This window comes from Spiroplasma chrysopicola DF-1, from assembly GCF_000400935.1.
Taxonomy (GTDB): domain Bacteria; phylum Bacillota_I; class Bacilli_A; order Mycoplasmatales; family Mycoplasmataceae; genus Spiroplasma; species Spiroplasma chrysopicola.
Genome location: NC_021280.1, coordinates 473,372 through 499,364 on the forward strand (window position 1 = coordinate 473,372; position 25,993 = coordinate 499,364).

The 25,993-nt window shown below is 26.8% G+C and carries 18 protein-coding genes; all 18 read left to right on the forward strand.

What is annotated here, in order from left to right; translation table 4 throughout:
* Positions 1 to 269: 269 nt before the first annotated feature.
* Positions 270 to 866, forward strand: a complete 597-nt coding sequence (locus tag SCHRY_RS02200) for a YqeG family HAD IIIA-type phosphatase (protein WP_016338834.1) — start codon at positions 270 to 272, stop codon at positions 864 to 866.
* Positions 853 to 1,932: a GTPase gene (locus tag SCHRY_RS02205; RefSeq protein WP_016338835.1), complete on the forward strand. Its 1,080-nt coding sequence runs from the start codon at positions 853 to 855 to the stop codon at positions 1,930 to 1,932. The genes SCHRY_RS02200 and SCHRY_RS02205 overlap by 14 nt, the downstream gene beginning before the upstream one ends.
* Before the next feature lie 170 nt (positions 1,933 to 2,102).
* On the forward strand, positions 2,103 to 3,971 hold the full coding sequence (locus SCHRY_RS02210; RefSeq protein WP_016338836.1) for a lipoprotein: 1,869 nt from the start codon (positions 2,103 to 2,105) through the stop codon (positions 3,969 to 3,971).
* A 146-nt stretch (positions 3,972 to 4,117) separates the two neighbouring features.
* On the forward strand, positions 4,118 to 6,319 hold the full coding sequence (locus tag SCHRY_RS02215; protein ID WP_016338837.1) for a PTS fructose transporter subunit IIABC: 2,202 nt from the start codon (positions 4,118 to 4,120) through the stop codon (positions 6,317 to 6,319).
* Positions 6,320 to 6,689: 370 nt separating this feature from the next.
* Positions 6,690 to 7,838, forward strand: a complete 1,149-nt coding sequence (locus SCHRY_RS02220; RefSeq protein ID WP_016338838.1) for a sulfite exporter TauE/SafE family protein — start codon at positions 6,690 to 6,692, stop codon at positions 7,836 to 7,838.
* Between the two features lie 42 nt (positions 7,839 to 7,880).
* Positions 7,881 to 9,077, forward strand: coding sequence for a glycine C-acetyltransferase (locus tag SCHRY_RS02225; RefSeq protein ID WP_016338839.1), 1,197 nt, complete (start codon positions 7,881 to 7,883; stop codon positions 9,075 to 9,077).
* Positions 9,077 to 10,042 carry an L-threonine 3-dehydrogenase gene (locus SCHRY_RS02230; protein WP_016338840.1) on the forward strand — a complete coding sequence of 322 codons (966 nt, stop codon included), beginning with the start codon at positions 9,077 to 9,079 and terminating at the stop codon, positions 10,040 to 10,042. Before SCHRY_RS02225 ends, SCHRY_RS02230 begins: the two co-directional genes overlap by 1 nt.
* Positions 10,043 to 10,644: 602 nt before the next feature.
* The gene (locus tag SCHRY_RS02235) at positions 10,645 to 11,220 is read left to right on the forward strand and encodes a hypothetical protein (RefSeq protein ID WP_016338841.1); all 576 of its coding nucleotides are present in this window, start codon (positions 10,645 to 10,647) and stop codon (positions 11,218 to 11,220) included.
* 868 nt (positions 11,221 to 12,088) lie between these two features.
* Positions 12,089 to 12,562: a hypothetical protein gene (locus SCHRY_RS05525; protein ID WP_016338842.1), complete on the forward strand. Its 474-nt coding sequence runs from the start codon at positions 12,089 to 12,091 to the stop codon at positions 12,560 to 12,562.
* A 151-nt stretch (positions 12,563 to 12,713) separates the two neighbouring features.
* Entirely contained in the window at positions 12,714 to 13,565 is an 852-nt protein-coding gene (locus SCHRY_RS05530) for a hypothetical protein (protein WP_016338843.1), read from the forward strand.
* A gap of 297 nt (positions 13,566 to 13,862) precedes the next feature.
* Complete coding sequence (locus SCHRY_RS02250; protein WP_016338844.1) at positions 13,863 to 14,522, forward strand: UPF0236 family transposase-like protein; 660 nt, start codon at positions 13,863 to 13,865, stop codon at positions 14,520 to 14,522.
* Positions 14,523 to 14,669: 147 nt separating this feature from the next.
* Positions 14,670 to 16,769: a ligand-binding sensor domain-containing protein gene (locus tag SCHRY_RS05445; RefSeq protein WP_016338845.1), complete on the forward strand. Its 2,100-nt coding sequence runs from the start codon at positions 14,670 to 14,672 to the stop codon at positions 16,767 to 16,769.
* A 494-nt stretch (positions 16,770 to 17,263) separates the two neighbouring features.
* Entirely contained in the window at positions 17,264 to 18,001 is a 738-nt protein-coding gene (locus SCHRY_RS02260; RefSeq protein ID WP_016338846.1) for a hypothetical protein, read from the forward strand.
* Positions 18,002 to 18,273: 272 nt separating this feature from the next.
* A complete protein-coding gene (gene hisS / locus SCHRY_RS02265) occupies positions 18,274 to 19,533 on the forward strand; it encodes a histidine--tRNA ligase (protein WP_016338847.1) in 1,260 nt (419 codons plus the stop codon).
* 2 nt (positions 19,534 to 19,535) lie between these two features.
* Entirely contained in the window at positions 19,536 to 21,278 is a 1,743-nt protein-coding gene (gene aspS / locus SCHRY_RS02270; RefSeq protein WP_016338848.1) for an aspartate--tRNA ligase, read from the forward strand.
* Positions 21,279 to 21,381: 103 nt separating this feature from the next.
* Positions 21,382 to 21,597, forward strand: coding sequence for a YneF family protein (locus SCHRY_RS02275; RefSeq protein ID WP_016338849.1), 216 nt, complete (start codon positions 21,382 to 21,384; stop codon positions 21,595 to 21,597).
* Positions 21,598 to 21,658: 61 nt separating this feature from the next.
* Positions 21,659 to 23,200, forward strand: a complete 1,542-nt coding sequence (locus SCHRY_RS02280) for a sulfite exporter TauE/SafE family protein (protein WP_016338850.1) — start codon at positions 21,659 to 21,661, stop codon at positions 23,198 to 23,200.
* A gap of 391 nt (positions 23,201 to 23,591) precedes the next feature.
* Entirely contained in the window at positions 23,592 to 25,670 is a 2,079-nt protein-coding gene (locus SCHRY_RS02285) for a ligand-binding sensor domain-containing protein (RefSeq protein ID WP_016338851.1), read from the forward strand.
* Positions 25,671 to 25,993: the final 323 nt, after the last annotated feature.

Genomic DNA, 25,993 nt, shown 5'->3' on the forward strand with positions numbered 1-25,993 from the left:
AAAATTGAAAATTTTAATCATTATTTATTGTATTTTAGTAATTGAAATATATAATAATAAATGTCTAGAGAAGTGTAAGATTTGTACATTTATTTATAATAATATTTGAACAAGTTTAGCCCTAATTAATATGACCTTAATATGACCATACTTTGTATTAAAGTTTTGTCTTATGCTTCTTGGATACCCGATAAAAACAACCTCACCCGGGTTGTTTTTGTTTTTATGAAGAAAATAAGTTATAATAAATACCTAGAGGTGATAAAAGCATGGCCAAACAAATTTTTAAGAAAAAGAAAAATCGAAATTTATTATTAAATTATTTTAAGCCATCAATTTATGTCCAAAACGTGAATAAAATTAACCTTGAATCACTAAAAAAACATGGTATTAAGGTTTTTATTTGTGATTTAGATAATACTTTAACCCCATTTTACCGCCGAATTCCAAATACTGATAATTTAAACTTAATTCAACGGGTACAAAAATTAGGAATGCATTTTGTCTTACTATCAAATAATGCTAAAAAACGGGTTGAAAGTTTTGCTAATAAAGCTGGGATTGAACATTATTATTGAAATGCCAAGAAACCGTTATTAAAGTATTTTCGTGTGATTAGTAAAAAGTTTAACGTCCAATCAAATGAAATTATTATGGTTGGTGATCAATTAATTACTGACGTTTTTTTTGCTAATCGTGCCCACATTGAAAGTATTTTAGTTGTACCAGTTGCCGGAGTTGATGAGTCAAATCGGTTAGTGCGTTTATTAGATCGTTTAGTTTATAAACGTTTGGCCCAACGTAATATTTTACATAAAGGATTTTTTGATGAAGGAGAATATGGAATTGATTATGACATCTTATAAAACTTGCCATGGTTGTGGAATTACAATGCAAAGTGAGTATTCTGATCAAATTGGTTATGTTAAAGACTTAGAACAAAATTATTGTTATCGTTGTTTTCGTTTAACAAATTATAATGAATTAATTGATTATGATGTTGCTGAAATTGATTTTTTAAAACAAATTGTTACAACCTATGATAAAAATAATACATATTGTTATTTGTTAGATATTTATGATTTATACGGTTCACGCAATCTTGAATTAGAAAAATTAATTGTTAATAATAATGTTATTATTATCATTAATAAAATTGATTTAGTAATAAAATTAACAAACCCTAAAAAAATCATTAACTATGTTAAATCAATTTTTGTTGATAGTCCGTTATATAATAAAATTACAAAAATTTTATTAGTTAGTGCAATTAAAAATTATCAGCTTGATAAACTATATCATTTAATTAGCAATCAACAAGGTCCTGTTTATTTTGTTGGGACATCTAATACTGGTAAAAGTACTTTATTAAATAGTTTGATTAAATTAACAAACCAACAACAAAAAATTACTGTTGCCAATAGTTTTGCGACAACACTTGCAACAATTGAAGTTAATTTAGGAACTAAAAATAAAATTTATGATACCCCGGGGGTTAAGAATGAACATAATATCATTCATTATTTAGCCAAAAAAAATCAAAAAGAATTAATAGTTAATCAGTTAATTCGCCCTGTTACTTTTCAGCTTAATAATGAACAAACAATCTTTTATCAAGGATTAGCTAGTTTTACATATTTGGCTGGGTCGAAAAGTAATTTTCATTTTTATAAAAATAATAAGATTGAGTTGCATCGAACAAAATTAAGTAATAAAAATAATTATTTTATTAACCATGCCCAATATGATAATTTAAATTTAGCAGATTATCAAAACTGAAAAGCAACACGATTTAAAATTAAGTCTTCAAAATTATATTCATTATTTATTTCTGGTTTAGGATGAATTACTTTTGAAGGCTTCGTTGGCCAAGAAATTATGATTGAGACAAATGAAAATGTGGCAGTTTGATTAAAAATAGGATTTATTTAATAACTTTTAAACAATCTAATTTATCAAACTTTTTCATTTTTTTTTTTTTTTTTAAAAATAACTTTAACAAAATAAAAATATTTTATCTCTTTTTATTTATAATAATTATATCTCACAAAGGCAACATAAGTTTGTTTGAGACAATTTATGGAAAAAAGGAGAGTAGTAACATGAAAAAATTATTAACAATTTTGAGTGTATTAACAATTACTACAACAGGGGCAAGTTCTGTTGTAGCATGTAGTGGTAAAGGACATGTGACTGATAATAAGAAAGAAGTTAGTCAAAAAATAAAAGAAGTTTTACAAGAATATACTAAAGATAAACCCTTTAAATTAAGCCGAGAAGAAGGCAACAACAAAAATCGTTTAATAAAAGATTTAAAAATGATCTTAAATTTAGGGAGCAATAGTAATATTGAAGTTTTGGACCAAGATTATCATGAATCTAATCTTAAAAAAATTAATGATCAAAATGAAAAAGTTAAGGTTGAACCTGGTGTCGCAATGATTGTTATTAAAATTAATAATAAAGAAGTTTATAAAGATAAAATATTTTGAACTACTTTGCAGAATGGAATTGTTCAAGAGAGTCTAGAACAGTTTAAGACAATGCAAGGTGAATTAGGAGGTATGGTAGTAAAACAAACAGGGAAAGTTACGAAAAAAATTAGTGATATTAATGCAAACGATATTGTAAATTCCTTTAAAGCAAGGTTTAATAAAACTTTAAATTTCAAAGTTAATAAAATTAATTTATTACCAAGTTTACGTGCTCCAAAAAATAGAACTTTAGATGATAAAGTAATTAATTATGGGACAATCAATCTTGAATGTTGAGTAACTACAGAAAAATCAAAAACAACTATTTATGATGGAACAATTAATTGAGTATCAGAATCAATTACCGATATTGTTAATGCTAATAGCATTTTAAATAAAAAAGGAACAAGTTCAAATATTACTAATATTGATTTACCATTACCATTTCCAATTCCCGGCCTTGGTATTAAAACATTTGGCAAATTAGTGACAGAAGTTTTGCCAGGTTTAAAACAATTATTAGCGAAAGATGATGAAGTTGATAAAGTTTATAAGTCAATTGGGACTAATGAATTTGATAAGAATTGAACAGAGTTCTTAGATTTTATTATTAATACATCTAATACATTATTATCAAAAGATAAATCAGTACAAGATGTTTTTAATAAGAATATAAGTGATTTATTACCAGTACCAGCAGGACCAGCTGAAATTGTGATTGATGGAACAGTTCGTGATTTATTAACAAATATAGCCCCAAGTTTAATTTCCTTATTACATTGATTATTAAGTAATGAATTTGAAAGTCATAATGTTATTTTAGAATTAATGCAATATTTATTATCTTCTGTTGATAAAAATGTCAAAAAGGGAATTGGCGATAACTGAGGGGAAGATAGTTTATTTTATAAAAGTACTAAAACTAATTTAGATGCTTTAATTTATGAATTATTAGTTGGGTATAAAAAAGATTTAAATTTGAGTATTAAAGTTGGGGAAGAGTATCTTACTGATCCTAAACTATTATTTTCCAATGAGAAAGACGCGCTAAAACCAACTTTACTAATAATAAGGTTTTTAAATGCGCTTAGTAATTTAGATGGAGGGTTAAACTTAAATAAAATTGACCTCAATGTTGGTGATAATAGTTTAAATGCTATTGTTGGATTAGCAATTGAAAAGCTTTTAGAACCAAAAATTAAAGAATTGGGTAATGTGATTTTACCTGCGATAAATTCAAATATATTTGATAAAGTTACAACAAAATTATTACAAGGTAATGCAAAAATAATGTTAAAAAATAAGGATGATCTTTGAGAAGAGTTAAAAGATATGTTTAGGGGGGGCACACCTGATTTAAGTCAATTTATGGCAGCTAAAGATTTTAAAGTTCATTTAAGTAATTTACAATTTGAATTAACTTCAACTATTGATGAAAATATTTCTGTAACTACATCAGATAATTTATCATTTGATTTTGTTTTTTCTGATTTATAGTTTTAACTTTATTTGAGTAAAAAAATATTAGGTTTTCCTAATAATTTTTTTGTAAAGTTTTTCCATAAAATTAATTATTTTTTTAATTTTTTTACTTGTTTTTATAATTGTTTTCACATAACATTTCCTTAGAAAGGAAAATAAACATGGAAAATATTATTAACGAGAATTACATATTTCTTAATGTTGATGATGTTAAAGATTTAGATACATTATTTAACAAATATGCTAAAATTGCCCAAGAATATGGTTTAGTAGAAAACTATCAAAAACTTGTGACCGGCTTTAAGAACCGTGAAAAAATTTCTTCAACAGCTTTTGAAGATGGTTTTGCGATTCCCCATGCGAGAATTCCCGAAGTAAAAGCACCCGCCATTTTTTATATTCGCTTGAAAAATAAAATTTTATGGAATGCCCTAGATAGTAAAGATACAAAGTTTATTATTATGTTAATAATTCCAGAAGGAACTGGTAATTACTTAGATATTTTAAGTGGTATTGCCAAAAAATTATTAAAACCTGATTTTCGCCACTTGTTGGAAACAGAAAATGATAAAGCAGTAATTGCCAAAATATTGTCACAACAAGATGAAGATCAATTTGTTGAACATCAAACTATTAAAAAAGATAATAAAACTATTAATCTTGTTGGGGTTTCTGCTTGCGCAACAGGAGTTGTACATACCTATATGGCTCGTGATGCGTTATTAGCAGCAGCAACAGAATTAAATTGAAACTTAAGTTGTGAAACTCAAGGGCAAAAAGGTCAAGAGTATCCTTTAACAACTGAAGAAATTGCAAATGCCGATGGAGTTATTTTAGCAACTGATATTTCCGTTGAAATGGATCGCTTTATTGGCAAAAAAGTTTATAAAGTTGGAACAAAACAAGTAATTCATAATCCCCAAGCTGAATTATTAAATACTTTGTCAAAAGGAAAAGTGTTAAGCAAAAATGAAGGAGAACAAAATATTTTTGCTGTTAAAAATAAAAAGGCCTGAATTAATCATATTATGAGTGGGGTCTCTTTTATGATTCCCTTTATTGTTTTTGCCGGTATTTTATTTGCAATTGTTACCGGGATTGGAAAAATTATTTGAGGAACATGATTAGACTATAGTGGAACATGAGATTACAACAAAGTTGAGTATCTCCAAAAGAATGTTACCGAAATAATTAATGGTCACGAAGTTGTATCAGACAAAATCATTAGCGGTTGAGGAATTGGAGCAATGTATTTATTAAATAAATTTGCTGGGATTGGATTTACTGTTATGATGCCTATTATGGGTGCCTATATTGCTAATTCAATTGCCGGCCGCGCCGCGATAACTCCTGCTTTTGTTTTAACTTTCTTAGGATGTACTCCGGACATGTGATTGCATTATGCAATTTTTGCTGAAAAAGCAAATTTAATGCAGGGATTAGGGATTTTTGCCGCACTAATTTTTGGTTTTTCAGTTGGATATCTTGTAAAATGAATTAACACAAAATGACGAATTCATCGTTATATTAAACCAATTATGCCAATTATTATTATTCCTGTTTTTGTCTCTGTTATTTTTGGAGCCTTATGAATGTTTGTGATTGGTAATATTTTTGGTTTAGCAATTGGCTATCTTTATGATGGTTTAAATCGCTTAGAAAATTCTGGGGTTGGAATGGCATTAGTCGGATTAGTACTCGGAATTTTAGCGGGAATTGATATGGGCGGACCAATTAACAAAATTGCTTCCTTTTCGGCTACGGCTTTAATTTTTATTGATGGAGGAAAATCAATGGGAGCAGCCGCAGCATCGTTTGCAATCGCCCCATTAGGTTGTGGAATAACAGCCTTAATTTTCCGCAAAAGATTTCGAGCTGATAAAGAATTAGCAATTAATGCTTCAATTTTAGGATTTATGGGAATTTCAGAAGGGGCAATTCCGTTTGCTGTTAAATATACTTGAGCTGCAATTATCCCTAATATTATTGGATCTGGAGTGGCCGCCATGTGTGCAGGGTTATTCCAAGTTTCTGGATGAGTTGGCGCATGAGGAGGACCAATTATTGCCTTATTTGGTGGAGTTACAACTTGATCAATGAGTTATATTGGAATTTTATGATATTTATTAGCTATTGCAATTGGAGTGGTAGTTCATATTATTATCTTCCGCATTTTAGTTGAAGTTCAGAGCAAAGGAAAACTAACACGCGAAGATTTTAAAGAAATGTTTCAGCGCAAAAATCACCGTCAAAATAGAAGTAAAGATTCTAAAAAAGATTCAATGACAGATTTTAAAAAAATTGTTTTTCCGAACCATTATTTAAAATTTTGTTATTATAACTGAATTGGTAATAAAAATTAATCCTGGATATTTTTTAAAAAGAGTTTTTATTTAAAAATAAAAACTCTTTTTAAATAGCGAATACAATTCATTATTATAATTTTTTTCAAAATTAGTAAAAAATTATTTATTTTAAAATAATTATAAAATTTATTGATTTATTGGATTCAAAGCATATAATAAAAGTAGAAAAACCCTTTATCTAAATTATTCAACAGCTTAAAATAATAATTTCTTAAGAAAAAATCTAGATTATCTTTAAGGTCTTTAAATTTTAGCTATATTAATAAAATGTAATTAAAAATTTTCGCAATTAAATTTAGATCATGAAACTATTTATATTTTTAAACCCTTTATATTTAATAATTAGCAAGAAAGGAGAAAAAAGGAAATGGAATTAGAAAATATTGAATTAAATCCCGCAAAGAATGAAAATATTGAATTTATTTCAAAAAGTGACTATAAAAAAAGACTTACTTTTTGAATGATGTTATTTGGTATTGCTTTAATAGTGGTGACATGTAGTTTATTAATTAATTATTTAGTTTTTTATCCTTGAAAAAATAAAGGTAAAAAATTTAGTTGATCAAGTGAAGAATTAATTGCCTTTATTATTGTTATTTTTTTATTAATTTCAGCAATTGTTTTTTGCATCCTATATTTTTGAATCACGTTAAGAGTTAAATACAATGATTCTAATCAAAATAAATATATCGTTGGAGCAATAGGCTTTACTGGTGGTTTTACAGATACAATTGGGGTTGGATCATTTGGGGTAATAACGGGCTTATTAAAAGCAACGAAATCTATTAAAGATGATTCAAAATTACCGGGAACTTTAAATGTTGCATTAGGAGTCAGTGCACTAATTGAATCAGCTTTATTTGTTGGGTCAATTAAAGTAAATACTGTAACATTATTTGTTTTAGTAGTTGCTGTTATCGTTGGAACCTTCATTGGGTCATTATTTGTTTCAAAAATTAAAGACCCTAAAATAGTCAAAATTGTGATGGGGATAACGCTTTTTTTTGTCGCAATATTAATGATTTTAACCCATCCCCAAGTTAATGTAATTAATACATCAAATATTGGTGATAAAACATCATTAATTGATAAACCATGACGAATTATTGTCGCAATAATTATCTTTTTCTTTTTAGGGATGATTCAATCGTTTGGGATTGGTTTATATGCTCCAGCAATGGCTTCGCTATCTTTTTTAGGACTTGACCAACAAGTTGTCTTTCCAATTATGGCTTGCGGTTCATCATTATGTATGTTACCAGCAGCTTATAGTTTTATTAAAAGAAAAAAATATTTACAATTAAGTGCAAATCTCATTATGATTTGATCAATTTTTGGTGTCGTTGCTGCCTTTTTACTGGTATTTGTCGGCTTACAAATGGGGGCCGGAATGAATGAACAAATGTTTAATAGTGTTCTAAAATGATTGGCAATTGCTGTTATTTTCTATGTATCAATTTCAATGCTTACTGAATATTACTTAATTGTAAAACGAAATAAAAAAACTAATATTTAGAATATTATGAATTGTTCTTAAGAAAGAAGAGGTGATAAAATCATGAATTTATATTCACGATTACAAGAAGAATTAAATTTAGCAAAAACAAATAAAGTTTATAATGTTATTAAAATTTTAGCTACAGCTCAGAGTGATGTAGTAAAAATAAACGATCAGCAATTTTTGAACATGTGCTCAAATAATTATTTGGGTTTTGCTAATGATGCTATTACGGTTAAAGCAGTTAAAGAGGGGATTGATTTATTTGGTGTAGGTCCCGGAGCTGTCCGAACAATTTCGGGTAGTTATTCAATTCATGAAGAATTTGAACAACGTTTAGCGAAATTTAAAAAAGTCGAAAGTACCATTGTGGTGCAAAGTGGATTTCAAGCCAATACGGGTTTAATTCCAACAATTACAACCGAAGAAGACTTAATTATTTCGGATGAATTAAATCATGCCTCAATAATTGATGGAATTAGATTATCAAAAGCCAGTCGGGAAGTATATAAACACTGTGATATGGAAGACTTACATCGGATTTTAGCCAAAAACGCTGATAAAGTTAAAGGTAATATTTTTATTATTACAGATGCTGTCTTTTCAATGGACGGTGATATTGCTCCGCTTCCTGAAATTAATCGGTTAGCAAAAAAATATCACGCTTATACAATAGCAGATGATGCCCATGGCGAAGGAGTGTTAGGAAACAATGGCGAAGGAACTATTGCTCACTTTGGTTTAGAAGGAAAAATTGATATTGAAATTGGTACTTTATCAAAAGCGTTTGGCTTAGTCGGAGGCTTTATTTGTGGGAAAGCTAGCTTAATTGAATATTTAAAACAACGATCAAGAGTATTTTTATTTTCTTCATCATTACCAGCCAGTTTTTGCTATGCTGGAATTAAAATTTTAGATGAATTAGAAAAAAGTAATCATCGAATTCAAGCACTTTGAGATAATACAAGATATCTACAAAATAAATTTATTGCAAATGGGTATTCAATCGGAACAACTAAGACACCAATAACACCTTTCATGGTTCAGGAAGAAACAATTGCAACAGATTTAACTAAGGTGTTATTTGAACATAATATTTTAGTATCCCCAATTATCTATCCTACTGTTCCAAAAGGAAAAGCCCGAATTAGATTAATGATCTCCTCTCTACATACAAAAGAGGAATTAGATCGTGTTTATCAAATTATTACAAGTGAATATCAAAAATTAAAAATAAATAAGGAGGAAAACAAATAATGAAAAAAGTTTTAGTTACTGGAGCATTAGGCCAAATTGGTTCTGAACTTGTTGTTCGTTTAAGAAATGATTTAGGATTAAATAATGTTATTGCAACCGACGTAAGACATCTTAAAAATAATGCAATTTGTGAAGAAGGAATATTTGAAAAGTTGGATGTCAAAGATTATGATAAGTTTATGGAATTAGCAAAAAAATATCAAGTAGATACGATTGTTCATTTAGCAGCTCTGTTATCAGCTACGGCCGAAAAAAATCCAAAATTTGCTTGAGATTTAAATATGACAGGTTTGATGAATGCTCTTGAAATAGCAAAAGAATTAAAACTAAAATTCTTTGCTCCTTCATCAATTGCTGCATATGGCCCTGATGCTAACCCTGATAATACGCCCCAAGATACTGTAATGCATCCAACAACCATGTATGGAGTAACAAAAGTGGCGGGAGAATTATTGGAAAATTATTATTATCTAAAATATGGTGTTGACTCACGTTCTGTAAGGTTTCCCGGATTAATTTCGTATAAAGTTGAACCAGGTGGGGGAACAACTGATTATGCTGTTGATATTTATTATCAAGCAATATTAACAGGAAAATATGAATGTTATATTGCACAAGGAACAAAAATGGATATGATGTATATGGATGACGCAATTGAAGCAGTAGTAAAGTTGATGAATGCTGATCCAACAAAATTAGTGCATCGTAATTCCTTTAATATTACGGCAATGTCTTTTGCTCCCGAAGAAATTGCTGAATCAATTAAAAAATATATTCCTAATTTTGAAATGACTTATAATGTTGATCCAGTTCGTCAAGCAATTGCTGAGTCATGACCAAATAGTATTGATGATACTTGTGCAAAAGAAGAATGAGATTTTTGTCCAAAATTTGATTTAGATAAAATGACACAAGAAATGATTTCTAAATTAACGGAAAAGTTTAAATCCGAGGGAAAAATTTAAGTATTTCCGAATAAAATTCCATTTTAAATAAAATGGAATTTTATTTTTTAAAATAACATTTTAAAAATACTAAGATAAAATTTTATAACTTTTATGGTTTAATTAAAACTTTTAATAATCAAGAGTATTTAGCAGTTTATGAAGGGGTATTTGTTATAAATTTTTTTAATGCTTATAAGTTGTAAACATTCAGAATATAATATTAAGGTAGATGATCAAATGACATATGCTACGATTTTTATCGTATGCATGTGTTTTTTTATTTGGTAAATAACTATTGAAAGATAAAAAATATTTTATTTTGTCATTAGAATATGAGACTTTATTAAAAATAATTTAATAATTTCTAAAATTTTGTTAATATTTTTATAATTAATTAAATTTCTATTTTTTTAAGAGTTATAATGTAATTGTTATAATACTATTTTGATAATAAAAATAATTCTAAAGTAATAACATTATAATATATATTAATTTTAAAATAAATTATATAAATTAAAAAAATCATTTATTTACATATAAACTATCTTATTATTAACTATCAAATAATTATTAATTATTGGTAGGGTTTTGGGTGGGCTTGAAAGGAAGGATATTTATTTATGAAAAATTTAATATCTTTATTTGGAGTAGTAGGATTAACTACGGCTGGAATAACACCTTTATTAAATAATACTGAAATATTCAATGCAGAATATTCGAATAAATATGAAATTGATTTTGCAAAAGCGTTATCAACTCACGCTGGTAGTAGTTCAGCAACTCAGAATCATGAATGATGGACATTTAAAGTTGATTTTAATCCAAAAGAAGTAAAGGAAATTAAATGATCTTCTTCTGCAACAGATACACTTCGTTGAGGTTGAAGTTATTATTATGATACTGGGGGAACACTTTCAAATATTCCTTCAAACACTTTTACAAACAATTTACAAAATTGAAAAATAACTAGTAAACAACAAGCTGCATCAGCTGCAACTTATAATTTTAATAACCAATATATAAAAGCATTTGCAGCACAATATGAAGGTTCAGCTCGCGTTGGATTCACTTATTATTATGAAAATGGTTCATATTATATGCAAGTAGCATTGGCTGTACTTGCTGAATTAAGACTTTCATTTTCAACAGCAGACCATACAATTACTACTGGTTCAGGTTTCACATTATTTTTATAAAAATTAATATTTATAAAATATCTTCATAGTATAATAATTGTGTAGATGAACAAATGACACATGCTAAGATTTTTATTGTATGCATGTGTTTTTTATTTACAGAAAGTACAGAGGAAATTAATATATGATAGATTAATTAAAGAATACAAATCAAAATTTAATACCAGACTATGATTCTTTTTTAATCAAAAAAGAAAGAATTCTAAAAACTATGGAAGCAAAAGAAATTTCTTTAATAACCGGAATAGTTAAAATAATGAAACCAAAATATTTGGTAAGATTATCAGAAAAAGCAGTATTTTTTTATCCATAAAGTTCAGTTTTTTTAAAACAATTGGCAAATACCTGATGAAAATCCACAAACACATACAAATACAACAGGTGATTTATCAGATACCATTTTAAATGAATTTTTAAATATAAAAAATGCAGCTGCAACTTTAAAACTATTTGTTTATTCAATCTAAACAAGTGATAAAACAAGTGGTTATTCTAAATATACTTTATTAATAAATGATCCTGAGTTTGAAATTGTCTTACCAGAGCCATCAAATCATTCCCCGGAGCCAAATGCTCTTGATGTTAAATATTAACATAAAGAACTATTTTGTTCCCAATTTTAGCTTTAGGAATATTACTAACATGGCTTATTATTTGCGTCGTAAAAAAAATAGATAATTACTTAAATTTTATTTATTAATAAATAAGATTTTTATATTTTTCAATAAAACTAAAACTTATCATAATTTACCAAATAATTTGTCTAAAAAATACTTATTAAGCTTTTTTTTTTTTTTTTTCAAGGAATACTGTATAATTAAAGATAGTTATTTATTTTTTTATTGTATCATTTGGAGGTGAATTGAATATGGAAAACAAAGTGCAAGTTTTTTTTGATAGCATGTGCAATAGTTGTCAGTATAAGTTTAAAAAAGTTATTAGCGTTGCTAAAAAGAATGCTTTAAAAGACTTAGATGATTTGCAAGTATTTCTTTGTACTGTTGATAAAAATCGAAGTATTGAAGATGATAATGGCCTTGTTCCATTAGCTTTTATTTTTTGTAAAAAAGATTCTTATGTTTTCTTTTGAAAAGAAGATTTATATAATGGTGATGGTTCATCTAAAATTAAAATTGTTAATGATAGACTGATATTATCCCAAGCAATAATTGATCGGATTAAAGAGCATAATGCTAATAATAATGAGTTAATAGTAGTTAAAAAGAAACAAACCCAAGATATTACTTCAAAACTTATTAGTGAAAATAATACTTCAATTGTAAAACATTTTAATCGGCAAATGGCAATTATGGGGTTGATATTTTACGAGATTAGAAAATAAAATAATTAATGGTCAAAATCCTAATTATAATTGACGAATTAATTTAAATGAACATTTAAAAGATAGAGACTTAGGGGAAACTTCGGATAATGTTGAAGAAACTATTTTAGCTGCGGTTAAAGTAAATAACTCTGTAGTTCAAATTGAAGACTTGTATGTTAAAAATGCTACTAAAATTTCAGCAACAGTTAGGGTTAAATCATCAAGTAGTTTATATGATCCTAATTCTTCTGTTGATGTTCATTTTGGGGCAAGGTATGTAACATTGGCAACTGATGTAAAGCAACGAAGTTTTCCAAATGTGAATCTTGGTGAAAAGCCAGACCCAGAAAAATTAAAGGCCATAGTTACGGGCGTAGATGTAAATAATGATTTAAGAACAGATGAGGTACAAATTAAAAATATTCAAGAAACTAATGGAACTGTCACAGCTGTTTTAACTGTTATTGAAGGAAGTAAAATTTATTTAGTAACTGATACTTTAAAATTATATTTTAGTAGTAATAATCGGAAACTATTATCAGAAGTTTTAACTAATCAAGAATTAGGTGATATTTTAAATAAGGAACCAGAAACTATTATAAATAAAATTGGAGAGTTAAATCCAGAAGTTTATGTTAATGAAATTGAATTTGTTGCAGATTCAATTACTAGTGAACAAGCATTAATTAAAGTTAGAACTGATAGTGTTAACTATATAATTAATTCTGAGTCAGTTACAGTTAATTATCGTGTTTTTAATCCAAATATTGGGACAATTAAATCAGTAGTAGAACAACCAGATGAAAATTTTGATGGAGAAGTATTGTCATTGGTTCAACTTGATACTGGTATTATTTTGGCCGGAACATATCGGGAATCAATTTATCAGTTAAATCCAGATGGGACAATCAAAGCTAAAATAGATAATAATCATTATCTTAAATCGCTTGTGCAATTAAAAGATGGTACTATTTTAGCTGCAGGAAATAAAAGAGACATTTATTATTTGAATAATCAATAAAACTTGATAGAAATTATTTTTAACTATTTTTCTAAATATAAAATTGTATTTGCATAATTTTTAGTAAAAACAAATTTAAATTTGTTTATTAAGGTATTTAATTATTATTTATCATTAATTGTTATTTTAAAATAACAATTAAAACATTTAATCCTATTTATTAAATAGGATTTTTATTTTATGTTAAGATAAAAATGACTATTTACAGAAAATTACAGACAATTATAGATTACAGAATGTATCAAAGAAAATAAAATATTAGGATTCAATCAGATCAGAATAGGGGTAAAAAATATTATGTACCAAAATAGTATTAATTTTTCTTTGTATCAAAATGACTATTCACAAAATATTTTTAAACAAATTGAAATGTTTAAGAATTTTGAAGAAGAAGTTAAAAATAAAACTAGAAAAGCTATTCAAGAACATTATGAACAATTAGATTCACGTTTGCGCCAAAAATATTCAAATAACAATAAAGGTTATATTCTTTATAGTAAGCGTCCTGCTACTTTAATTACTGAATGAGGACCAGTTACTTACGAAAGAACAAGAATCCGTTACTATGATCGAAAATTGTATAAACACAAATATGTATTTTTGTTAGATATTGAAATTGATCGAAAATCATATCAATGTTTGCACTTTGATTTATATATTAAAATATTAAAAGAACTTGATAGTTGTAAACGCTACCGGGATATTTTAGACAAATATAAATATTCAGAAATTAGTTTAATGACAATTTCAAACATTAATCGAAGTATTAATTTACAAGAATATAATACTTTTTGCTCTAAAATTATGAACTTAAAGCTAGAAGAAATTATTTTTTCCGAAATACTTGAACAAAAAGCGAAAATGACATTGCTCAATTTTATGAGCCTTATCAAGGTAGCATTACCAATTCTGAGGTCAAAACTAAGGGTTTCATCAGAGCAGTTCGAGGTATTTTAAGTACTAAAAACTAATATATTCATTCAAAATTTAATAAAAAATTATTAGCTAATTTATTCGAACGAATAAAAAAGTGGTTGATTTATTATTTTATTTTAAGTATAATTAATATTATTTGTATAAAATTATTTTGGAGGGGAATTGAATATGAAAAACAAAGTGCAGGTTTTTTTTGATAGTATGTGCAATAGTTGTCAGGATAAGTTTAAAAAAGTTATTAGCGTTGCTAAAAGAAATGCTTTAAAAGACTTAGATGATTTGCAAGTATTTCTTTGTAATGTTGATAAAAATCGAAGTATTGAAGATGATAATGGCCTTGTTCCATTAGCTTTCATTTTTTGTAAAAAAGATTCTTATGTTTTCTTTTGAAAAGAGGATTTATATAATGGTGATGGTTCAATTAAATTAAAATTAATAAATAACACAATCATCTTAGCGCAAGCAACAATTGAGCGAATAAAAGAAAATACAACAAATGATAAAGCAGTGGCTGTTGTAAAAAAAGAAGAAACTCACGCCATTGCTTCAAAACTTATTAATGAAAATAATAATTCGTTAAAAAATCATTTTAGCCGACAAATGTTAATTATGAATCGTCAGCATCTTTTATATATGTCAAAAATTAGAAAGTTAATTTTAATTTTAGGATTAAGTTTTGCCCTAATTTTAGGTGCGGCTGGTGGAGTATTGGGTTGATATTTTACAAGATTAGAAAATAAAATTGGTGATTCAGAATTACCTAATATTCCCTGAAGAATAAATTTAAATGAACATTTTGCAAATACACAATTAGGAAAAATTTCTGATAATAAGGGGGATACAATTTTAGTTACAGCCCAAAATAAAAATTCTTTATTGCAAATTACAGATTTATTAGTCAAAGATATTACTGATGATTCAGCAACAGTATATGTTAAATCATCAAGTAATATTTATGATTATAGTTCTTCTGTTAAAGTTTATTTTTTTGCGCAATTAAAGACATTAGAAACTCATACAAAAAAATTGAATTTTTCTAATACAATTATTGATAAAGATTCAAATGAAAATGAATTATTAAATATTGTTAAAAAAGGTAATCAAAAATTAAGAAAAAATGAAGTAATAATTGAAAATATTCATGAAACATTTCAAAATACTAATCAAATTATTATAGAAGCTGATTTAGTTGTAAAATCAGGAAGTGAAGTTTATTTACCAGGAGAATCATTAAAACTATATTTTAGTAATAGTAACCGTAAAATGTTATCTGAAGTTTTAACAAACTTTAATCTAGGTGATATTAAAAATATTGATTCAGTGACAATTTTAAAATCTGTACAAAGAGCAAATGAAAATATTGATATTTCACAAATTGAAATTCCAAATAATACAATTAATAAAGTTAGTGCTACAATAAAAGTGAAAGAAGAAAGTCAAGATTATATTAGAAGTACTGAAGTTATTGTATATTATCGTGTTTTTAATCCAAATATTGGAGTAGTTGATTATGAAATTAACCAACCCAATGATCAAAAATTTGATGGAGGTGTTCGGGTATTACAGCAAATATCAGATGACACAATTTTAGCTGGAACATATGCAGGGTCACTTTATCGATTAAATATTAATGGCACAATTAAAAATAAAATTGATGACCCAAATTTTAAAGCCGATGATGTTCGTTCAATCCTAAAACTAGATAGTGGTAATACTTTAGTTGCTACTAATGGACAACTAATATATGAAATTTATCCTTATGGTTCAGTTAAAAATGTTGTTAAAAATAAACAAGATATTTATTCAATGACCCAATTAAAAGATGGATCTATTTTAGGGGGAAGTATTGATGGTAATATTTATAAAATTAATGAAAATGGTCAATTCCAAGAAGATTTATGAACTAATAATGTTGGAGGATTTAGATCAATAATTCAGTTACACGATAAAAGAGTTGTAGTGATCAAAACAAATGGAACAGTCTATTTTTTTGATACTAATGGTAATATTTTAGATAAAGTTATTAATCAATTTTTTCCTGGTACTGTATTTTCACTAATTCAATTACAAGATGGAACAATTTTAGTTGGAACCAATGAACGAGCAATTGTTCATTTAAATGATGATGGAACAATCAAAGGAAAAGTTCAACAACCACCAGAATATCCAAGTCGGGGAGCAACATTTTATACTTTATTACAATTAAAAAATCAAGCACTTTTTACTGGAACTAATGAAGCTATAATTTATAAATTAAAAACAGAATAATTAATAAAAATTTCCAACATTATAATTTAAAGTTAATCTTTATAGGTATGATTATGAATAGAAATTTTTATTTTAAAAATATTTAAAAACTTTGAATATTTTAATTTTTACCCGTGCAGTTTTTAAGCCAATTTTGCATTGTATGCAACAATTGAATCAAAAAAATATTATTAATTATTTAAAATCAGATAATAAAAAAATGCAATTTAATTTCTATTAGATTAGAATTATCAGATTAATAAATTGAAATTATCATAAATGATTATAATGATGAACTTAAAGCTAGAAAGAATTATTTTTTTCAAAATATTTGAACAAAAAATAAAAATGATATTCTTCAATCTTATTAACCTTGGCAGGGTGGTGTGCCAATATTAAAATCAAAAAATAAAGGCACATCCTTTAAGAAATTAGAATTTATTAATTAATAAAGTTGTGTTATAATTACAATGTTAAGTATATTTTTTATTAAATACAACAAAGGGGATTCCTAGATGAAAAAAGATATGATGGTTCTGAAAATTCCAGAATTTATTGCCTTAGAACCGGAAGAAAATATTAGAAATGTGAAAGCTAATGCTGAATATCAATTTGATTATGGTAGTTGAAAAACAATCGTTTACTCTTCAAGCAAAATTAAGTTTATTTTCCGTTATATGCAAGGAATTTTTAAATGATTGAGTGATGTTGTTCCATTAGATGATTTTATAATTAGTATTAGTGCAATTTATGCCGATAAGTTTAATATTTCGTTATTTAAAAATGATATTCATTTATTAAATTGTAATTTAGTAACAGGTTTCTATTTGATTGCTGAATCAGAATGAGCTGATCGCATTACTGAACATCATTCATCAAGTTTTGATATTGTTGATAATAATCTAATTCATAATACAATTGAGACAAACCAATGAAAAGGGGAAGAAGGATTTGGTAAATTTGTTAGTTTAATTCTAATGTTAACAAGAGATTTTGATGCCATTGATTTAAATGAATTACCAATTCAATGGATGATTGAATTTAAAGATGGTAAATTATCAATGTCACGGATTCGAATGCAAATTCAATCACTGCAAAATCGTAATCGGCCAGAAAATGTTTTATTGTCAGAAGAAAACGAAAATGATAATCTTAATGAAGAAGAAATAGACTTTGCGAAAAGACCTAATTTCGGCAATAATGACCAACCAGTTGAAGAACCAACATGAAATAAATATTATGATAAAAAATAAACATCCTAAAAATAGTATGTTTTTTTATTCTTTTTTTATTAATTACGATATAATAAAGATGTAAAACTGAAATAATTTTAATTATTTTATTTTTTAGAGAGATAAGATTTGGTGAAACTTATTATTTAAAATAGTTATTTTGACAAATTTCGGTTACAACTAAATAATAAGAGTAAATAAGCGCATTAACTAAAAGAAAATGAAATGGGATGGCACCGCGAGATAATCGTTCCTATTAATCTTTTAGTTTTTATTTTAAAGGAGGAAAAAAGATGAAATTACAACGTCCACGGGGAACCGAAGATATTTATTATGAAAATGCCAAAGAATTAACAGCTTTAGAATTAATTTTACGAAATATTGCAAGCCAATATAATTTTCATGAAATTAGAACGCCAATTTTTGAAGGTAAAGATTTATTTATTCGTTCAATTGGAGCCGAAACCGATATTGTTAGTAAAGAAATGTTTGAATTATTAGATAAAAAAGAACGAGAATTTGTGTTACGACCAGAAGGAACTGTTCCAACAGTGCGCAGTATTATTGAAAATAAATTATATGGTAAATATGAATTACCTTTAAAATTATTTTATATTGGTAGTATGTTTCGTTATGAACGTCCTCAACATGGTCGTTTACGTCAATTTAATCAATTTGGTACAGAAGTTGTTGGCGTAAAATCATATTTATTAGATGTTGAAGTAATCCTTTTAGGATATAATCTTTTAAAACTAATAGGGTTAGAACAAGTAACATTAAAATTAAATTGTCTAACTGATTCTGATAATTACCCTAAATATATAGCGGCTTTAAAAGAATTTTTAAGTAGTGAAAAATTATGTGATGATTGTTTAACAAGAATTGTTAATAATCCCTTACGAGTATTAGATTGTAAAATTGATCATGATAAATTTATCTTAGCCCCAAAAATCCATGACTATTTATCACCTGAAGAAGCGGCTTATTTTAATAATATTCAAAATGTCTTAAGTAAATTAGCAATTCCTTTTGAACTTGATCATAAATTAGTTCGTGGTCTAGATTATTATACTTCCCTTGTTTTTGAAATGACAACATTAGATGAAGCGGGTAAAGAATTAACATTATTAGGTGGGGGTCGCTATGATCATCTAATTAATGAATTTGACCAACAATTAAATTATCCGGCTGTTGGTTTTGCAATGGGATTAGAACGAATTTTATTAACTCTTGCTAAAAATGGGATTAAGTTAGCAACTGATGATGAATTAGATGTCTATGTTATTGTTTTGTCAGAACATGCCCGTTATTTTGCTAGTTCATTATTACTATTATTACGTAGTAATGGACTATGTGCTGATACTGATTATTTAAATCGCGGTGTTAAAGCGCAATTTAAGTCTTCTGAGCGGTTAAAAGCAAAAAATGTTATTATTATTGGTGATGAAGAATTGAAAAAAAATGTTGTTAAAATTAAAAATCAAACATCTGGGAAAGAACATGAAGTTAAATTTGAAAAAATTATTAATGTTTTAATGAAAGGAAAAGCATAAAAATGAAAAGAACACATACTTGTGGTGAGTTAAAAATTGATCACGTTGGCCAAGAAGTAAAAATATCAGGGTGAGTAGCGCGCAATCGTCGTTTAGGGGGTATGCAATTTATTGATTTGCGTGATCGTTATGGTATAACTCAAATTATTGTTAATCATGATTTTGTTAATTATGAATTAGCAAATAGTTTACGTAGTGAAGACGTGATTATAATTACTGGAACAGTTGTTGAACGAAAAAGTAAAAATTCACAATTGCCAACAGGAGATATTGAAATTAACTTAACAAATTTAGAAGTTATTTCAAAAGCGCAAACAACGCCACTAATTATTGATGATAAAACAGATGCCTTAGAAGATGTAAGAATGACCTATCGCTATTTAGATTTACGCCGTCCGATTATGCAGCAAAAATTGTTTTTACGTAATAAAGTTATTCATTTAATTCGAAATTATTTACAAGAAAAAAACTTTATTGATGTAGAAACACCAATTTTAAATAAATCAACCCCAGAAGGAGCCCGAGACTTTTTAGTTCCTTCACGACAACATCCACATAGTTTTTATGCTTTACCCCAATCACCTCAATTATTTAAACAGTTATTAATGTTAAGCGGATTTGATCGTTATTTTCAAGTGGCGAAATGTTTCCGGGATGAAGATTTACGCAGTGACCGTCAACCAGAATTTACGCAGTTAGATTTAGAAATGAGTTTTGTTGATAAAGAAGATATTATTAGTATGATTGAAGGTTTATTTTGTTATGTAATGAAAGAATCTTTAGATATTGAAATTTTAACGCCATTTATCCGAATGGATTATGATCAAGCAATTGATCAATATGGTAGCGATAAACCAGATACTCGCTATGATTTAAAATTAACAACAGTAAATGATATTTTTAATGCAACAGAATTTAAAATTTTTCAAGATGTGTTAAAAAACAAGGGAACAATTAAAGCAATTTTTATTCCTGAACAAGTTGATAAAAAGCAAATTGAAGAATTAACAAGAATTTCTCAACAAAATAAGGCAAAAGGATTAGGATGATTACGGCTAAATCTAAAACATGAATGAGAAGGTTCAATTAATAAATTTGTTAGTTTAACAGAAAAGAAAGGTTTACAAGAAGTATTCAATAAAAAAGAACCAGGTACTTATTTTTTTGTTAGTGGTGATTACCAAATTGTTTGTCAAGCATTAGGCGCAGTCCGCGTACACTTAGCGAAAGACTTTAATTTAGCTAATCAAAACCAATTTAACTTTTTATGAATAATTAATTGACCATTATTTGAATGATCAACTGAAAATCAACGTTTTGAAGCTGCGCATCATCCTTTTACCGCACCAACTGAAGATTATCTAGCAACATTTGATACTGATCAACCTAATGCTCGTGCTGATGCATATGATATTGTCTTAAATGGGTATGAAATTGGTGGGGGAAGCATTCGAATCCATCGCAATGATATCCAAGAGCGAATGTTTAAAGCTTTATCTTTAAGTGAAGAAGAAATTAACGATAAATTTGGTTGATTCTTAAATGCTTTTAATTATGGAGTTCCTCCACATGGTGGTTTAGCTTTGGGATTAGACCGCATTATAATGTTATTAACAAATAGTGATTCAATTCGCGATGTTATTGCCTTTCCTAAAAATGCTTCTGGACTTGATCCAATGACTAACTCACCAAGTTTAGTGAGCGATGAGCAGTTAGCAGAATTAGGGATTAAATATCAAAAATAAGATAAAATTGAATTAATTTCAGGGAAATCACGATTTATTATTAAAATATGTTAAAATTAATAAGAAAAATAGTTTTTATTAAATAAAAGGTAGGTGAAAGAAAATGCCATGATGAGCAGGATTAATAATTGGAATTGGAGCTCTTGTTTTAGGAGGAGTTCTAGGGTTTATTATTACAAAAAAAATTGTGCAAAAACAACTACGTGATAACCCACCAATTACAGAAAAGCAAATTCGTGCAATGTATATGCAAATGGGACGTAAACCTTCAGAAGCAGATATTAAAAAAGTAATGAATTCAATGAAAAAAGCGAAATAAAGTATTTGTTAAAAATACTTTTTTATTAAGAATATAATATATAAGGAATAAGGTTGACAGTATGGAACAAGGACAGCAAATTGATTGATATCAATTAATTGAAATTCAAAATAAATTAATTACCAAAACAGAAGAGAAACAAAATGAAATTATTATAATTAAAAAAGAATTAGGACAGCAAAAGCGCTTGGGTCTTAAAACTTTAAAACAAAAATTTATTAATAATGAACTATTAAAAACTGATTTTCTGCGAAGAAAAGAAATGATCATTAAGGAATATCAGACAAAAAGAAAGACTCTAGATCAACAACTTGATAGTTTAATTATAGAAAATCAAGATCATTATGCGAAATTAGGTAGTTTACAACATAACCCAGCAACAAGAACTTTAAAGAAACAATATCAAGATGAGTTAAAAAACTTACAAAATACCAAACCCGCGACAAAAGATAAGCAAAATTACAATCTTTACTTTGTTAATATTAATCTTCAAAAAACTAAAATAAAAAATCTTAGTCCTGCAATTACTAAAAAAAATTATATATTAACTTTTGTTACAATTCCAATTTTAGTTTTAATTGGTTTTTTAACAACATTCTTATTTTATTTACCACATTCATTAAATCAAGGATGGGGCTTTAATTGAATTAATATTAGTTACCTAGGGGCTTTTATTTTAATTTTTTTACTATTAGTAATTGGCACTATTTATACGGTTTTATTGGTTAAAGATAGTGCCAAAATGTTAGTCGTTGATCGTGAAACTAGCTATTGAAAAAGTGCCTTTACTGGTTTTGTTGCTAATTTTTTTGATACATTAGGAATTGGATCATTTGCTATTTCAGTAGTAATGTTAAATAATTTTAAAATATCCAAAGATAGTAAAAAATTACCAGGAATTCTAAATGTTGGTTGCACAATACCTGTTATTTTTGAAGCAATAATATTTATGACAGCTGTTAAGGTTGATATTACAACTTTAATTGTTTTAATCGTCGCTTCAATATTAGGAGCTTATTTAGGAGCAGCAATTGCTAATAAAATTAATGCTCGCATTATGAAATTAGTAATTGGTGGTTGTTTATTAGTTATTGCTATTTTAATGATTTTATCGCAACCAGGAGTTGATGTTTTAACTAGTCTAAATGGTAACTCAACAACATTATTGCAACCAGGAACATGATGAAAATTACCAGTAACAGCAATTATTTATGTTGGGTTAGGAATATTAATGTCATTAGGAATTGGATTTTATGCTCCGGCAATGGCTGTTATTGCTATGATGGGGATGGATATCACTGTGGCGTTTCCGGTAATGATGGGAGCTTGTGCCTTTCTAATTCCAGTTGGAGCAACAAAATTTATAAAAGATAAAAATTATTCACCTAAAATTGCGGGGGCAATGGCAGTTGGGGGAGTATTTGGTGTTATTAGTGCCTTTTTATTAGTTTTTATTGGGATTAAAATTGGACTAGGATTAAGTGACAGTGAATTTTTGATTTGATTTAAGTGAATTGTGATTACGATTAGTATTTATACTAGTGGTATGTTATTTTTTGATTTTTGGAAAGAAACAGTTTTGTTACAAAATAAAAAAAGGTAGACCATTTTATTAATTAAGATTATTATTTTAAAATTAAATTAAAAAAAGTATAATTCTAATTATTTAAATTATTCTTAATATATTTTAATAAATGCTCCTGATGTTAAATATTAACATAAAAAACTATCATAATTATTACCAATGTTAGGTTTGAAAATATTTCTAACCTGGCTTATTATTTGCTGTCGTAAAAAATAGAGAATTATTTAAATTTTATTTATTAATAAATAAGATTTTTATATTTTTCAATAAAACTAAAATTTATCATAATTTACCAAATAATTTGTCTAAAAAATACTTATTAAGTTTTTTTTTTTTTTTTTCAAGGAATACTGTATAATTAAAAATAGTTATTTATTCTTTTATTGTATTTTTTGGAGGTGAATTGAATATGGAAAACAAAGTGCAGCGTTTTTTTGCTAGCATGTGTAATAGTTGTCAGTATCAATTTAAAAAAGTTATTAGCGTTGTTAAAAAGAATGTTTCAAAAGACTTAAATGATCTAGAACTATTTCTTTGTCATGTTGATAAAAATCGAAGTATTAATGAAGATAATGGGGTTGTTCCAGTAGCTTTTATTTTTTGTAAAAATGATTCGTATGTTTTCTTTTGAAAAGATGCTTTTTATAATGGTGATGGTTCAAGTAAAATTAAAGTAGTAAATAATACGATTACTTTATCACAAGATACAATTAATTTGATTAAAGAAGGTAATAAGGACAAAAACCAATTAGCAGTTGTAAAAAAAGAACAAACTCAAGCAATTGCGACAAAACTTATTAAAGAAAATAATGTTTCAATACAACATCATTTTAATCGCCAAATGGCAATTATAAATCGCCAAAATTTATTACATATGACCAAGGTTAAAAAAATGATTTTAAGTATTGGTTTAGTGTTAATTTTATTATTAGCAACACTTGGTGGAACTTTAGGATGATATTTTTCAACTAAAAATAATGTTTCTAATCAACAGTTACCAAATTATAATTGGCGGATAAATTTAGCGGAACATCTTAAAAATTCCCAATTGGGTGGTATTGTTGATAATCGCGAAGAAACAATTTTGACTGTCGCAAAAGATAAAAATCCGGATTTAAAAATTGAAGATTTATATCTTACAAATATTACCGAAACAACAGCGACTGTTATTGTAAAATCATCAAGTAATGTTTATGATTATAATTCTTCGGTGAAAGTTAATTATTTAGCAGACTTAAAAACATTGGTAACTGATGTTAAAAAAGTAAATTTTCCAAAGACTGTCATAGAAGGTACACCAGAGGAACTATTAGATATTGTTCAAGGAGCTTATGAAAATGGTGATTTGGTTAGAAGTGATGTTGTAATAGGAAATTTACAGCCACTTGGAGACGTTTTACAAGCTGACTTAACTGTGATTAAAGATAGTAAAATTTATTTAAACAATGATGTTTTAAAACTATATTTTAGTGACAGTAATCGTAAATTATTATCAGAAGTTTTGACTAATGTAAATATTGGTGATGTTATTAATAAAGATGAAAATACTATTTTAAATAAAATTAAAGATTTAAATCCAGCAGTTAATATCAAAGAAATTGAAGTTGTTTCAGATTCTATTACTAGTGAACAAGCTTTAATTAAAGTTAAAATGGACAGTAAGGATTATATTATTAATGATGAAAAAATTAAATTATATTATCGCGTTTTTAATCCAAATATTGGAACTGTCAAAAAGGAAGTAAGTAATTGGTCGGAAATTCAAGGAGGTCGTATCCAAAGTTTAATTTATTTGAACTATAATGATACTATTTTAGTAGGTGCAACTCACGGATTATATCTTTTATATCCGAATGGAACATTTAATAAAAAAATTGTGGATGATAGAATTCCTGATGATTTCACAGTACACTCAATGTTAAAACAAAAAAATGGTAATATTTTGGTTGGAACTAATAATAATAATGTTTATCAGTTATTTCCTGATGGATCATTTAAGGGAGAAGTAACAAATACATTTGATGTTCATTCAATGGTAGAGTCTAGCCCTGGCTTAATTTTAGCTGCAACTTATGATGGTAAAATTTATCAATTAGATTCGCAAGGAAATAATATTAGTCAGGAACCAATTTCAGAAGACTTAGGCGCTCCGAAAGGAATGATTAAATTATCAAATGGTACAGTTTTATTAGTAACTAATGCAGATGATGGAACTATTTATAAATTGTATGTGAATGGCCTAAAAGATCACATAATACAAAATACTGTGAGTTCACCTTCGAGTTTAATAGAATTAAAAGATGGAACAATTTTACTTGGGAGTTATATACAAAATTTAATTTATCAGTTAAATGATGATGGAACAATAAAAGAGAAAGTAAATATAAATGATGATTCTGTTCTTGTATGTTTTGTGCAAACTACTCCAGCTGGCGACATTTTTGCAGGAACTTATGGGGGAAGTATTGTTCAATTAAATAATGCATAAATCTAAAACATTTTAAATATTTGCCACCATAAAAAATTAGATAATTAAAGCATTTAATCCTATTTATTTAAATAGGATTTTTTATTTTATGTTAAGATAAAAATGCCTATTTATAGACAATTATAGATTACAGAATATATCAAAAAAAATAACATATTAGAGTTTTAAGAGTATTAAAAATTATTAACTAATTGATAAAATTAGTGCTTTTTTGTATTATATTTTTTTCGAAAAATGTTTTAATAAATATAAGTAAATAAGATTTTTCATCTTCTAAATGCTTATAATGCTATAATAAGCATTTAAAATATGTCCCAACAACT